At 64.5% G+C, this 13,053-nt stretch carries 15 protein-coding genes and 1 tRNA gene; 11 read left to right on the forward strand and 5 right to left on the reverse strand.

The annotated features are described in order from the left end of the window. Positions 1-48 precede the first annotated feature (48 nt). The 3 genes from RFM40_RS11850 (at position 49) to RFM40_RS11860 (ending at position 3,970) form a co-directional block, all read left to right on the forward strand. Complete coding sequence (locus RFM40_RS11850) at positions 49-1,452, forward strand: lipopolysaccharide biosynthesis protein (RefSeq protein ID WP_320277571.1); 1,404 nt, start codon at positions 49-51, stop codon at positions 1,450-1,452. Beyond that, positions 1,452-2,732, forward strand: coding sequence for a GNAT family N-acetyltransferase (locus RFM40_RS11855; RefSeq protein WP_320224490.1), 1,281 nt, complete (start codon positions 1,452-1,454; stop codon positions 2,730-2,732). The genes RFM40_RS11850 and RFM40_RS11855 overlap by 1 nt, the downstream gene beginning before the upstream one ends. Before the next feature lie 71 nt (positions 2,733-2,803). Further along, a complete protein-coding gene (locus RFM40_RS11860; RefSeq protein WP_320224491.1) occupies positions 2,804-3,970 on the forward strand; it encodes a YncE family protein in 1,167 nt (388 codons plus the stop codon). A gap of 44 nt (positions 3,971-4,014) precedes the next feature. Here the strand turns inward: RFM40_RS11860 and RFM40_RS11865 are convergent. Continuing rightward, positions 4,015-4,099, reverse strand: a tRNA-Leu gene (locus RFM40_RS11865). Between the two features lie 274 nt (positions 4,100-4,373). On the opposite strand from RFM40_RS11865, the gene RFM40_RS11870 reads away from it, so the two are divergent. Then, the gene (locus RFM40_RS11870) at positions 4,374-4,964 is read left to right on the forward strand and encodes a YqaA family protein (RefSeq protein ID WP_320224492.1); all 591 of its coding nucleotides are present in this window, start codon (positions 4,374-4,376) and stop codon (positions 4,962-4,964) included. 128 nt (positions 4,965-5,092) lie between these two features. Then, positions 5,093-5,611 (forward strand): disulfide bond formation protein B, encoded by a 519-nt coding sequence (locus RFM40_RS11875; RefSeq protein ID WP_320224493.1) that lies wholly within the window; start codon positions 5,093-5,095, stop codon positions 5,609-5,611. A gap of 161 nt (positions 5,612-5,772) precedes the next feature. On the opposite strand, the gene RFM40_RS11880 is transcribed toward RFM40_RS11875, so the two are convergent. Both RFM40_RS11880 and RFM40_RS11885 read right to left on the reverse strand, forming a co-directional pair. Then, positions 5,773-6,330: an HNH endonuclease gene (locus RFM40_RS11880; protein WP_013892845.1), complete on the reverse strand. Its 558-nt coding sequence runs from the start codon at positions 6,328-6,330 to the stop codon at positions 5,773-5,775. Between the two features lie 110 nt (positions 6,331-6,440). Next, positions 6,441-7,100: a DNA-3-methyladenine glycosylase family protein gene (locus RFM40_RS11885; protein WP_320224494.1), complete on the reverse strand. Its 660-nt coding sequence runs from the start codon at positions 7,098-7,100 to the stop codon at positions 6,441-6,443. A gap of 91 nt (positions 7,101-7,191) precedes the next feature. Between RFM40_RS11885 and gluQRS the strand changes: the two genes are divergently transcribed. Next, positions 7,192-8,061, forward strand: a complete 870-nt coding sequence (gene gluQRS / locus RFM40_RS11890) for a tRNA glutamyl-Q(34) synthetase GluQRS (RefSeq protein ID WP_320224495.1) — start codon at positions 7,192-7,194, stop codon at positions 8,059-8,061. Here the strand turns inward: gluQRS and RFM40_RS11895 are convergent, their stop codons facing one another. Continuing rightward, complete coding sequence (locus RFM40_RS11895; protein ID WP_320224496.1) at positions 8,062-8,349, reverse strand: hypothetical protein; 288 nt, start codon at positions 8,347-8,349, stop codon at positions 8,062-8,064. A 159-nt stretch (positions 8,350-8,508) separates the two neighbouring features. Here RFM40_RS11895 and RFM40_RS11900 point away from each other — a divergent pair, with 159 nt between their 5' ends. Then, on the forward strand, positions 8,509-9,384 hold the full coding sequence (locus tag RFM40_RS11900) for a DMT family transporter (RefSeq protein WP_320224497.1): 876 nt from the start codon (positions 8,509-8,511) through the stop codon (positions 9,382-9,384). 7 nt (positions 9,385-9,391) lie between these two features. Here the strand turns inward: RFM40_RS11900 and RFM40_RS11905 are convergent, their stop codons facing one another. Continuing rightward, a complete protein-coding gene (locus RFM40_RS11905) occupies positions 9,392-10,243 on the reverse strand; it encodes a YihY/virulence factor BrkB family protein (RefSeq protein WP_320224498.1) in 852 nt (283 codons plus the stop codon). 58 nt (positions 10,244-10,301) lie between these two features. On the opposite strand from RFM40_RS11905, the gene RFM40_RS11910 reads away from it, so the two are divergent. Genes RFM40_RS11910 through RFM40_RS11925 form a run of 4 tightly spaced genes read left to right on the forward strand, consistent with a single transcriptional unit; the run spans position 10,302 to position 12,824 of the window. Then, positions 10,302-11,168 (forward strand): SDR family oxidoreductase, encoded by an 867-nt coding sequence (locus RFM40_RS11910; RefSeq protein WP_320224499.1) that lies wholly within the window; start codon positions 10,302-10,304, stop codon positions 11,166-11,168. 24 nt (positions 11,169-11,192) lie between these two features. Next, the gene (locus RFM40_RS11915) at positions 11,193-11,384 is read left to right on the forward strand and encodes a twin transmembrane helix small protein (RefSeq protein ID WP_126097705.1); all 192 of its coding nucleotides are present in this window, start codon (positions 11,193-11,195) and stop codon (positions 11,382-11,384) included. A 23-nt stretch (positions 11,385-11,407) separates the two neighbouring features. Further along, positions 11,408-11,989 (forward strand): cob(I)yrinic acid a,c-diamide adenosyltransferase, encoded by a 582-nt coding sequence (locus RFM40_RS11920; protein WP_320224500.1) that lies wholly within the window; start codon positions 11,408-11,410, stop codon positions 11,987-11,989. 25 nt (positions 11,990-12,014) lie between these two features. Continuing rightward, complete coding sequence (locus RFM40_RS11925; RefSeq protein ID WP_320224501.1) at positions 12,015-12,824, forward strand: rhomboid family intramembrane serine protease; 810 nt, start codon at positions 12,015-12,017, stop codon at positions 12,822-12,824. Positions 12,825-13,053 lie beyond the last annotated feature (229 nt).

Consider the following 13,053-nt stretch of genomic DNA (forward strand, 5'->3'; position numbering starts at 1 on the left):
AATACACCGGAGCGCTGAAAAAGAGGCGGAAAACGGAGAGTATTCGGGGTGCGCTTTTCCGCGGCGACGACTGCCGGGCGGTTCCTGCCGCAGCGCTGGGCGCTGCGCATGCGGCCGCTGCTTGGCCGCATCGACGCCGTGCTGTTCACCGCCGACGAACGCGGCGAAGCCGGCCGCATGTCGCTGATCGCCTTTTCCATCCGCATCGTCAGCGCCATCATCGCCTTCATCAGCCAGGTGCTGATGGCGCGCTGGATGGGCTCGTTCGAATACGGCATCTTCGTGCTGGTCTGGGTGACGATGGTGATCGTCGGCAACCTCGCCTGCCTCGGCTTCCACACCTCCGTCATCTGCTTCATTCCCGAATATCGCGAGCGCGGCATGCTCGCCGAGCTGCGCGGCATCGTGCTCGCGAGCCGGCTGTTCGTGCTGGTCGCCTCGACGGCGATCGCAGGGCTGGGCGCGCTCGGCGTCTGGCTCGCCTCGCCCTTGATCGAGAACTACTACGTCGTTCCCTTCATCCTCGGCGTCATTTGCCTGCCGATGATCGCGATGGGCGATCTCCTGCAGGGCCTGGCCCGCGCCAATTCATGGGCGCTGTTCGCGCTGTCGCCGACCTATCTGGTGCGGCCCGTGCTGATTCTGGTGTTCATGGCGGCGATGCTCGCCATGCACTACGTGCCCGATGCCAAGACCGCGATCTTTGCATCCATTGCCGCCACCTATGTGACGACGCTCGGCCAGCTGGTGGGCGTCACCTCGCGCATGGACAAGAAGATCCCGGCAGGGCCGATCGCCGTGCATTTCGGCCAATGGTTCCTCGTCTCGCTGCCGATCTTCCTGGTCGAGAGTTTCTTCTTCCTGCTCACCAATGCCGACGTGCTGATGGTCGGCGCCTATCTCGATCCCGATGACGTCGCCGTCTATTTCGCGACGGTCAAGACGCTGGCGCTGGTGCATTTCGTCTATTTCGCCGTCAAGGCGGGCGTTGCCCAGCGCTATGCGCAATTCACCCATGGCGAGCCGGAAAGGCTCGCCGCTTTCGCCCGCGAGACCGTTTCCTGGACCTTCTGGCCGTCGCTTTTGATGGCGCTGCTGGTGCTGGCGCTCGGCGAGCCGATGCTGGTGCTGTTCGGTCCGGAATTCACCGCCGGCTATCCGCTGCTCTTCCTGCTCGTCTTCGGCGTCGTCGCGCGCGGCGCCGTCGGCCCCTGCGAAAGCCTGCTCACCATGAGCGGCAACCAGAACATCTGCGCCGCCGTCTATGCCATGACGCTGGCCCTCAACATCGGCCTCAACGTGGTCCTGATCCCGCTCTTCGGCCTCTGGGGCGCCGCGATCGCCACCAGCCTCGCCATGATCTTCGAGGCCGGCGCGCTGTCCTTCACCGTCTGGCGCAAGCTTGGCATCGTCATGGCGATTTTCGTGCCTGCAAAGAAGGAAATCGCCTGATGGCCGCCGTTCCGTTGCTCGAGGAGACCAGCGGCGGCCCGGCCGGCGCCATGGTGTCGGGCCTTGCCGGCCTCGCCAGGGAGGCCGATCCCGCCCATATCGAGCTCTTCGCCAACAACCGGCCGGAGCGCAAGCTCGCGATCTATCCAGCTTCAGCCGGGTTCGACCTCGTCGAGGAGCTCGATTATCTGAGCGCCCGCACGATCGAGCCCAACGTCTTCTTCAACCCGCGCTTCCTGGCGCCCGCCATGCCGAGGCTCGAGGACCGCGAGGTGCGGCTGGCCGTGATCCGCGATGGCGACGAATACCGCAACCGGCTGCGGCTCCTGGTGCCGTTCTCGGTCGAGCGGCCGGCCATCCCGCTCGGCGTTCCCGTCATGCGCACATGGTCGAGCCCGTTCGGTCCGCTCGGCACCCCGCTGGTCGACCGCGACGACCCGGTCGGCGTCATCGAGGATTTCTTCTCGATGCTGTCGAGGCCGCATCTCAAGTTGCCGAAGGTGTTCGTGCTGCCCGACATGAAGCTGGACGGCCCGGTGGCGAGCTTGCTCACTTCCTTTGCCGACAGCCGCGGCCTGACCCTGGTCACCACCGGCAAGGCCGAGCGCCCAGTGCTGGAAAGCGATGCAGACGGCGACGACTACCTCAAGGCCTCGCTGCGCGCGCACCATTATCGCGAATTCCGCCGGCTGAAGCGGCGCCTCGCCGACCTCGGCAAGCTCGAGCATGTCGTGGCGCGCGGACAGGACGAGATCCGCCACGCCATCGAGAGCTTCCTGACCTTGGAGGCCGCCGGCTGGAAGGGCCGCGAGCGTACGGCCATGGCGATCGACCGCTACCGCGCCGCCTTCGCCCGCGAGGCCGTGCACCGGCTGGCCGAGCACGACATGTGCCGCATCCATTCGCTGAAGCTCGATGGCCGCACCATTGCCTGTCTCGTCGTCTTCGTAGAGGCAGGCGTCGCCTACACCTGGAAGACGGCCTACGACGAGACGCTCTCCGCCTATTCGCCGGGCACGCTGCTGATGATCGAGGTGACGAAGCAGCATCTCGACGATCCCAACATCGTCATGACCGATTCCTGCGCGGTGCCCGACCATCCGGTGATGAGCCGGCTGTGGACGGAGCGCAAGCCGACGGGCACGCTGGTCGTGGGCCTCACGCCCGACGCCGACCGGCTGGCTCGCCAGGCGGCCTCGCAGCTCCACCTCTACCGCGAGACCCGCAACATGGCGCGCATCCTGCGCAACCGCATGCGGAGCCTGTTGAAAAGGCGCTAGATGGAGAGCGCCACACAGGCTATGGCATGTGGCGGGCCGATCCGGTCCGCCTTCCTCGCAAAGCAATCCAGATGATCAGAACACTCCTGCGCCATGCCGGCCTGTCAATCGCGCTGCCTGGCCTATTGCTTGTCCTGCTGCCGACAAGCGCCTTCGCGGGCTCCTGTCCCGAGGATTGCTCCGAGCCTCCGCTACCGCTCGTCAACATCTACAGCCACACGACCGCCGGCCATATGAGCCCGGCGACATCAGGCGCGCTGCCGCGCGTCTATGTGCCGAACCGATCCTCGAACAGTGTCTCGGTGATCGATCCGGCGACGCTCAAGGAGGTCGACAGGTTTCCGGTCGGCAGCAAGCCGCAGCACGTCGTTCCTTCCTGGGACCTGAAGACGCTCTGGGTGGCCAACAACGGCACCGGCAAGAACGGCAGCCTGACGCCGATCGACCCGACGACCGGAAAACCCGGCAAGCAGGTGCCTGTCGACGATCCCTACAACATGTATTTCATGCCGGACGGCAGCGCCGCCGTCATCATCGACGAGGCGCTGAGGCAGCTCGACCTGCGCGATCCGCAGACCATGGCGCTGAAATCGATCATCCCGACGCCCGATTGCCCCGGCATCAACCATGCCGATTTCGCGGCCGACAATTCCTACGCGATCTTCACCTGCGAATATGGCGACGGCGGGCTGGCCAAGATCGACCTGAAGAACCGGAAGGTGCTCGGCCATCTCGACCTGTCGAAGATGGGCATGCCGCAGGACATCCGCCTCGCGCCCGACGGCAAGGTCTTCTACGTCGCCGACATGATGAATGACGGCGTGTTTCTCGTCGACGGCGACAGCTTCAAGGAGATCGGCTTCATTCCGACGGGAATAGGCGCGCACGGCTTCGTCGTCAGCCGCGACGGCAAGCGCCTTTTTGTCTCGAACCGCGGCTCGCACAAGATGGAGCAGGGCCGCGCCGACGGGCCGGGCAGCGTGACGGTGATCGATTTCGCCACCCGCGCGGTCGTGGCGCAATGGCCGATCGCTAACGGCGGCAGCCCTGACATGGGCAATGTCAGCGCTGACGGCAGCCAGCTATGGCTCTCCGGCCGCTTCGACAGCGAGGTCTATATGATCGACACGACCTCAGGCGCCGTGACCAAGATCCGCGTCGGCGTGGAACCGCATGGGCTGACCGTGTGGCCGCAGCCGGGGCGGTATTCGCAGGGGCATACGGGGAATATGCGGTAAGACTTTTCAGGTGGCCTGCCATCCGAAGCTCGCAGAGCGAAGGATGGTGCCCCTAGCCGGGATCGAACCAGCACTCCTTGCGGAACTCGATTTTGAGTCGAGCGCGTCTACCAATTCCGCCATAGGGGCTCAGGCCGGGCGGCCTGGATGGGCGCGGACTATACGGGCGGAGGCCCTTTCGTCAACTGGCCTGTTGCCGAATTCACCAGCGCTAACCGCGGCCAAACCGTCCCTTTCGGTTGCGAGACGGCGCCGCCATTGTGCGGCGCGGAAATTCTTTCTAGACAGGCTGCGGGTCGGGTGGCCGGGCCAAAAGCGTTCACTGCGGCGCTTTGGGTCCTTGCGTCGTGCATGCCGGTGGCCGAAAACCGCTCCGCCGTTCGGAACCAAATCAGGAGAGCCGATGCTTCGCGGACTTTACGACTGGACCCTGTCGCTGGCGGCACGGAAATCGGCCGAGTGGTGGCTGGCCTTCATCGCCTTCGTCGAAAGCTCCGTCTTCCTGGTGCCGGCCGACGTGCTCTATTTGCCGATGGCATTGTCGAAGCCGGAGCGCGCCTACCGCTACGCGCTGATCGCGACGATAGCCTCGGTGCTCGGCGGCGTCGCCGGCTGGTTCATCGGCCATTACGCCTATGAGGCGGTCGCCAAGCCGATCCTCGAATTTTACGGCAAATATGACGAGTTCGAGCAGCTGCGCACCTCCTCCGGCGTCGGCTTCATCATCCTGATGCTGATCACCTCGGGCGCGGCGCATCTGCCGCCGATCAAGGTGGTGACGATCCTGTCCGGCGTCATCGGCGTCAACCTCTTGCTGTTCATCGGGCTTGCGATCGTGGCGCGCGGCGCCCGTTTCCTGCTGCTTGCATGGCTGCTGCGCCGCTACGGCGAATCGATCAAGGAGTTCATCGAAAAACGCTTGGGGCTCATCGTCAGCGCCGGTGCCGCTGCCCTTATTTTGCTCTATATCGCGGTCAGATACGCCCACGGATAATGCATGTCGCCCAAAAGCGCGCAGCGGTTTTGGGAGAACGACATGCATCAAAACAAAGACTTGATGCGCGCCGCCTGAATCCATTTCTGTGCGACGCGCTCTAAGCGCCAAGCGAACGGACCAGACCGATGACAGCGACCATGACTGCCGACACCGGACGCCAGCAGACTCGCGCCGCGCTGTTTCTCGCCGTGGCCATGGCAGCGACCGTCGGCTCCGCGCTCGCCTTCCAGTACATAGGCGGCTACATCCCCTGCCATCTCTGCCTCGAGCAGCGCACGCCCTACTACATCGGTGTGCCGCTGATGCTGGTGGCGGCGATCGCCTCGATGCTGCGCGCGCCGGCCTGGGTGACGCGCGGCCTGCTGGCGATCGGCGGCCTTTTGATGCTCTACGGCCTCTATCTCGGCGTCTACCACTCCGGCGTCGAATGGGCCTGGTGGCCGGGCCCGGCCGATTGCACCGCCGGCGCCGGTCCGGTCGACACCGGCGGCAAGGGCGTGCTCGACGCGCTCGACAAATTCGTGCCGCCCTCTTGCGACAAGGCAGCTTTGCGCATCCTCGGCCTGTCGCTCGCCGGCTGGAACGCCATCGCCAGCCTCATCCTGGCCGCCGTCGCCTTCCGCAGTGCGCTGTCGCGCGACTGAATCACCCAAAGCGCCGACCCGAGATCGTTCAAAGAATTCGGCAGGCTGAGTCGGATGAAGTGATTTTCGAGAACCGGAGCGGAGCGGACATTTAAGTCCGTGAGCACCGGAAGCGCAGAAAATCGCTTCAGGCGGCCAGCCTCCCGAATTATCGAACGATCTCAAGGCTCCAGTTCGACATCCCAGTAGAGATAATCCATCCAGCTTTCATGCAGATGGTTGGGCGGGAACAGGCGGCCGTTGTTGTGCAGGTCGTGCACCGTCGGCTGATAGGGCTTTTGCAGCGGCCACATCTTGGCCTGCGCCGGCATCATGCCGCCTTTCCTGAGATTGCAGGGCGAGCAGGCTGCGACGACATTCTCCCAGGTCGTCGCGCCGCCGCGATGGCGCGGGATGACATGGTCGAAGGTGAGGTCGTCCGGAGTGCCGCAATACTGGCACTGGAAGCGGTCGCGCAGGAAGACGTTGAAGCGCGTGAAGGCCGGATGCCGCGACGGCTTAACATAGGCCTTGAGGCTGACCACGCTCGGCAGCTTCATCGAGAAGGTCGGCGAAGAGACGGCGTGCTCGTATTCGGCAACGATATTGACCCGGTCGAGGAAGACAGCCTTGATGGCGTCCTGCCACGACCAGAGCGACAAGGGGTAATAGCTGAGCGGACGGTAATCCGCATTCAGCACCAGCGCGGGAAGCCCATCCGGAGATACGGCAACCGTCACGTCGTTGGCCTCCTTATTCCAGAACCGAACGGCGCGGATACTGTAAGCCCGACATGACAGGGATGTGAAGCGGATTGTCGTTCGCCGAAACCGTCAAAAACGCATGATTTTCATGCTTTTTTGGCCGTTTCGACAGGGGGCGCCGCATCCCTGCCCTTCAGTTCACGATAATAGGCCCAGAAAAGCCGCGACGCCACACCTCGCCACGGGCTCCATGATTCGGCCAGTCGAATCAGCGTTTTCTCCGGCGGACGGGGGTCGATGCCCAGCGCATGGCCGACCGCCGTCTGCAGCGCGACATCGCGCGCCGGAAAGACGTCGGGATGGCCGGCGGCGAAAAGCAGATAGCACTCCGCCGTCCAGGGGCCGATACCGGGCACCGCCGTCATCGCAGCGATCGCATCGGTGGCGTCGAGCGAGCAAAGATGGAAGAGATCCAGCCCGCCGGCGACGGCTTGCGCGACAGCGATGAGCCCGCGCTGCTTCGGGCGCGACAGGCCGGCCTCGCGGAAAATATCCTCGCCGGCGAAGAGAATCCCTTCCGGCGTCAGTGGATCGACCAGCCTGGTCAGCCGGCCGAAGATGGCGTCCGCACTGGCGCGAGAAACCTGCTGCGAGACGATGATGGAGGCGAGGCTCCCGAACCCCGGCTCGGACAGCCTGAGCGGCACCTCGCCTGCCATGCCGCGCACCTTGTCCAGCCGCGGATCGATGAGGCAGAGCGCGTCGAGCCCTGCCGCAATGTCGTCGAGCGAGGCGATGCGTTGCACGTTGCTTGTTCCCTAGGCGGCCGCGAAATGGCAATTGATGGCTAACTAGCAACCGCCGGAAGCGCCTTTCAACCCGAATGCGCCTTGAGACATGACGCTCCTGACATTTCGCTTCGCGCCGAGCCCCAATGGCGAATTGCATCTCGGCCATGCCTATTCGGCCCTGCTCAACCAGCAGATGGCGGCGCGGGCCGGCGGGCGGCTGTTGCTGCGCATCGAGGACATCGACATCGCGCGCTGCACGCCGGAATTCGAGGCCGGCATATTTCACGACCTGAAATGGCTGGGGCTCGGCTGGGAGGAGCCGGTGCGGCGCCAGTCCGAGCATTTTGCCGAATACAGGGCGGTGCTCGACCGGCTGATCGCCGAGGAACTGGTCTATCCCGCCTTCATGAGCCGGGGTGAGATCCGCGCCTTCATCGCCGAGACCGGCGGCCGCGACTGGCCGCGCGACCCTGACGGCGTGCCGCTCTACCCATCCCTGGACAAGGCGCTGTCGATGAAAGAGCGCAAGCGACGCATCGCCGAGAACATACCCTTCGCCTGGCGGCTCGACGTCGAAGCGGCAACGGCGCACATGTCCGGCGCCTTGTCCTGGACGGAGTTCACCGACGAGACCATGGCCGCGACACATTCGGTCGAAGCGAGGCCGCAGGCCTGGGGCGACGTCATCGTGGCGCGCCGCGACATCCCGACCAGCTATCATCTCGCCGTGGTCGTCGACGACGCGCTGCAGGGCGTCAGCCATGTCGTGCGCGGTCAGGACCTTTACGCGGCCACGGGCGTGCAGCGCCTCCTCCAGGAATTGCTCGGCCTCTCGCCGCCGCGCTACTTCCACCACCGCCTGATCCTCGGACCGGACGGCAGGAAATTGTCGAAGAGCCTCAAGGACACCGGCCTCGCCGCGCTCAGGCACGCAGGCATGGCGCCGCAAGACGTCAGGCGGCTCGTCGGGCTTTGATTACAGGCGCGCGAGTCCCGCCTTGATCAGCGCCATCACGCTGATAAGGACGAAGGCGCCGCTCAAACCCCATGCCACCGCAAGTCCGAGGTCCCTGAAGGTGATGCCGTGCTCATTGGCGACCATCACCGCAACAAAGAAGCCCAGCGTGAAGAGCAGCGTGTTGCCGGTCGAGCCGAATCCGTCTTCCTTCATGATGGCGTCGAGCGCCGTGCCGAAGAAGAATCCGAAAACCGCGACGGTCGCGACCGCGAACAGCAGCCACGTTGTACCGAGATGCAAAAGCATGCCTCTTCATGGCGTGCCTTGACGCCATGCCCCTCTGGCACCGTTTGTTGAATTCGAATGAGCTTATGGATCAACCGTTTCGTTTTGCTTGCCGAATTGAACGGCATTAGAGCAATTGCCGTCATCAACCCTTCACCGCAGCCAGAGCCCTCTCTCACAATGCACAGCATCAAGCGGTTCATTCCCGCCTCCTTCGTCGTCCTGTGGGCGACCGGCTTCATCGGCGCGCGCTATGCCATGCCGTGGGCGGAGCCTTTCACCTTCCTCGCCATCCGCTTCGTGCTGGCGGCGATCCTGTTTGCGGGCCTGACCGTTCTGCTCGGCTCGCGCAGGGCGAGCCGCGAGGAGGCACTGCACGCAACGGTGGCCGGCGTCCTCATGCACGGCGTCTATCTGGGCGGCGTGTTCTGGGCGATCCACCGGGGCATGCCGGCCGGTCTTTCGGCGCTGATTGTCGGTCTGCAGCCGCTGATCACGGCGGTGCTTGCCGGCAAATTCCTCGGCGAGGCGATCCTGCCGCGCCATTGGGCGGGCCTTGCCGTCGGGCTGTTGGGCGTCGTCATCGTGCTCTGGCCGAAGCTTGGCATGAATGGCGGCGGCGTCACCGCGGCGACGTTGACGGCCTCGCTGGTCTCGGTGCTCGGCATGGCCGCCGGAACGATCTGGCAGAAGCGCTTCGCCTCCGGCGGCGACCTCGTCTCGGCGACGATGTGGCAGTATGTCGGCGGCTCCGTCGTGACGATCCTAGGGTCGCTCGCCTTAGAGACGCGCACAATCACCGTCAATGGCGAGCTCGTCTTCGCCATGGCCTGGCTGGTCCTCGTGCTGTCGGTCGGCGCCATCTTCCTGTTGATGGTCATGATCAGGGACGGCGAGATGTCGAAGGTCGCTTCGCTGTTCTATCTGGTGCCGGCCGTCACCGCCGTCATCGCCTGGGCCCTGTTCGGCGAGCAGCTCAACCCGCTGCAGATCGCCGGCATGGCGATCGCCACGCTGGGCGTCGGCCTGGCGACCGCGCGGCTAGCCAAGGCATGATCTTGCCTCAACCTACCCTCGCGCGCGCCTCGAGATAACGGCTGATGGCGGCATTAAGCTCGCCGCCGAGGATGAAGATGGCCGAGATGATGTAGAGGAACACCACCGCGATCATGATCGAGGCCAGTCCCGCATAGGTCGTCACATAGGACGAGAAATGGTCGAGATAGGCGGCGAAGATGGTCGAGCCGGCCAGCCAGGCGACCAGCGTGAAGACGATACCGGGAACGATGGAGACGAAGCGGCGCTTGCCGGCCGGCAGCCAGATATGCACGGCGAAAAGGCCGATGACGATGACCGTAGAGGCGATCACGTAACGCCATATGGTGATCGTGCCCATATAGGGCTTGATCCATTCCAGATGCGCTTCGGCCAGCCGCGCCAGCAGCGGCGCGAACACAAGAAGCACGCTGACGGCAAGAAAACAGGCCGTCGCGATCAGCACGAAAATGATGCTCTGCACCCTGCGGTGGATGATGCCGCGCGTCTCGGTGACCCTATAGGCGCGGTTGAGCGAGGTGCGCAAAGCCTCGATGCCGTTCGAGGCGAAGTAGGCGGCTAAAAGCACGCCATAGGTCAGAAGGTCGGTACGCCGCACGGTGAGCACGTTCAGCACCTCGCGCGCGATCGGCTTGGCGATCTGCTCCGGCCAGGTGTCGAAGACCAGATGCACGGCCGTGTCGGCGAAGGCGCGCGCGCCGAGAAAGCTGGCAAGCGTCGTGGCGAAGATCAGGAACGGAAACAGCGCCATCAGCGAGGTGATCGCCAGATGGCTGGCCATCGCCCAGCCGTCGTCGGTGTTGAAATGGCCGATCGCATCGTAGAGCACGCGTTTGACCGCGACGATATTCCTGAGCAAGGACCCGCGCTCCGCTCGATTGTGTCGACGCCGCGAATATGGGAAGTGATTGCGGCAAATGGCAACCCCAGGTCAAATCGCGATTCCCGCCGCCAAAGAGTTGCGCACCATTATCGTCACCGGCGCCTCCTCCGGCATAGGCGCCTATTGCGCGCGGGCATTGAAGGCGGAAGGCTGGCGCGTATTCGCCACGGCACGCAAGCCGACCGACATCGAGGCTCTCGAGGCCGACGGTCTCGAGGCCTTCTATCTCGACTATCGTGAGCCGGAGTCGATTGCCGCCCTGGTCGACGCGGTCTTGGAGCGCACTGAGGGCAAACTCGACGCGCTGTTCAACAACGGCGCCTACGCGCAGCCCGGTGCCGTCGAGGACCTGTCCGTCGAGGCGCTGCGCGAGCAATTCGAGGCGAACTTCTTCGGCTGGCATGACCTGACGCGGCGCGTCGTGCCGGTCATGCGCCGCCAGGGTCACGGCCGTCTGGTCCACTGCTCCTCGATCCTGGGCCTTGCCCCGGTCCGCTTTCGCGGCGCCTATTCGGCGTCCAAACACGCCATCGAAGGCCTGATGCTGTGCATGCGCCAGGAACTCGAAGGCAGCGGCATCCAGCTTTCTCTGATCGAGCCCGGGCCGGTGACCTCGAGGATCGCCAGCAACGGCCTCGCCTGGTTCCTGAAGAATATCGACATCGAGAACTCCGTCCACCGCGCCGACTATAAGGCGCAGCTTGCGCGGCTGCAGGCTGGCGGCAGCGTCTCGCGGCTGAAGCCCGGACCGGAAGTTGTCCATGTTGCCTTGCGCCACGCGCTTCTGTCACAGCGCCCGCGCCCGCACTATGTGGTAACGGTGCCGGCCAGAATCGGCGTGATGCTCAAGCGCATCCTGCCGGCATCAGCGCTCTACCGCGTGCTCGCCAGGCGCGCCTGAACGAAACCGAACTGGAGCCAGCCCATGGCAACCACCTTCAAAATCCTCGCCCTTGTCGTCATGGCCGCCGTCGTCGTCGTGCTGATCCGCGGCCTCGTCAACATGATGCGAGGCGGCTCCGGCGTGACCTCCAACAAGCTGATGCAGGCGCGCGTTCTGCTGCAGGCCGTGGCCCTGGCGCTGATCCTGCTGGCCGTCTGGTTCACTCGCAAGTGACGTTCGCCGCAAGGAGGTAAGGCGTGGTCAAGCTCAACAAGATCTACACCCGCACCGGTGACGACGGCACCACCGGTCTCGGCAGCGGCGAGCGGCGGCTGAAATCCGATCTGCGCGTCGAAGCCTACGGCACGGTCGACGAGGCCAATGCCTGCATCGGCATGGCGCGCCTCCACACCGGAAAGGACCATCCGGCGATCGACGTCATGCTTTCGCGCATCCAGAACGACCTTTTCGACCTCGGCGCCGATCTTGCGGTGCCGGACGAGGGCAAGCCGCTCGACTACGAGCCGCTGCGCATCGTTGCCGCGCAGACCGAGCGCGTCGAAAGGGACATCGATCTTCTCAACAAGCAGCTGCAGCCGCTGAAATCCTTCGTGCTGAACGGCGGCACGCCCGCGGCGGCCGCCCTGCATCTGGCGCGCACGGTGGCGCGGCGCGCCGAGCGCGTCATGGTGGCGCTGGCGCAGGGCCCGGCCGAGCACGTCAACCGCGAGGCGCTGAAATACATCAACCGGGTCTCGGACTTCCTTTTCGTCGCCGCGCGTGCGGTCAATGACAACGGAAATGCCGACGTGCTATGGGTTCCCGGCAAGAACCGCTGACAATCAGGTATGGCGGGAGGATCCGATGTTTATCCCGCTCTATGACACCAACAGGCTGCGCCACATCCGCCTGCAATATGTGACGATCGGCCTGATCGCGGCGAACGCCCTGGTCTATCTCGCGACCACGCTTGGCGGCGAGAACTTCAACAATGCCGCGGTGCTCGGCCTCGGCTTCATCCCCTCGGTCGTCCACGACAAGGTCGAGCTGTCGCCCGAATTCGTCGTCATTCCCGAAAGCCTCAGCTATCTCACCTATTCCTTCCTGCATGCCGACATCTTCCATCTCGGCGGCAACATGCTGTTCCTGTGGGTGTTCGGCGACAATGTCGAGGACGCGCTCGGCCATATCCGCTACCTGATCTTCTACCTCGCTTGCGCCGTCGCCGGCGCCTTCTTCCAGGGATTGGTGGCCTGGGATTCGCAGGTGCCGCTGATCGGCGCCTCCGGCGCCATCGCCGGCGTTGTCGCCGCCTACCTGATCCTCTATCCCAGGGTTAAGGTCTGGGTGCTGGCCTTCGCCCGCATCCCTCTGCGCATTCCTGCCTTCATCCCGCTCATCCTCTGGATCCTGTTCCAGATCGTGATGTTTGCCGCGGGCGGCGAGGACCAGGTTTCGTGGGCCTGCCATATCGGCGGCATCATTGCCGGTGCGGTTCTCGTTCTGGTGCTGCGCAGCCGCGGCGTGCCGCTGCTTGCCGGCGCCGACGGCGAGCCGGACCCTACGCCGAATGTCCAGCAGGTGCCCGTTCCGACTGAGCCCGGGACAACGCCGGAGCCCCCGGCGCAGTCCGCGCCGCAATGGGGCCGCGGGGCTGCGTCGCCTCAGGACTGAACCGATTTGAATGCGTCACGCATATTGACGCGCCGGATTGCCGCCACTACGGAAACGCCACCCCGGGCATGATCCCGAAAAGTGGGAACCGGTTTTCGGAAAAGATCATGCTCAAACGAAAGATCGGGGTGGAACAGGTTCTTGGCGGTTGAAGGCCAGAATTCCGCCCGGAATGTCGGCTTTCGACAACTCTGACAAGGCGCACACTGCTATAGCGCGCCCGACTATC

Source organism: Mesorhizobium captivum, from assembly GCF_033977165.1.
Classification (GTDB): Bacteria; Pseudomonadota; Alphaproteobacteria; order Rhizobiales; family Rhizobiaceae; genus Mesorhizobium; species Mesorhizobium captivum.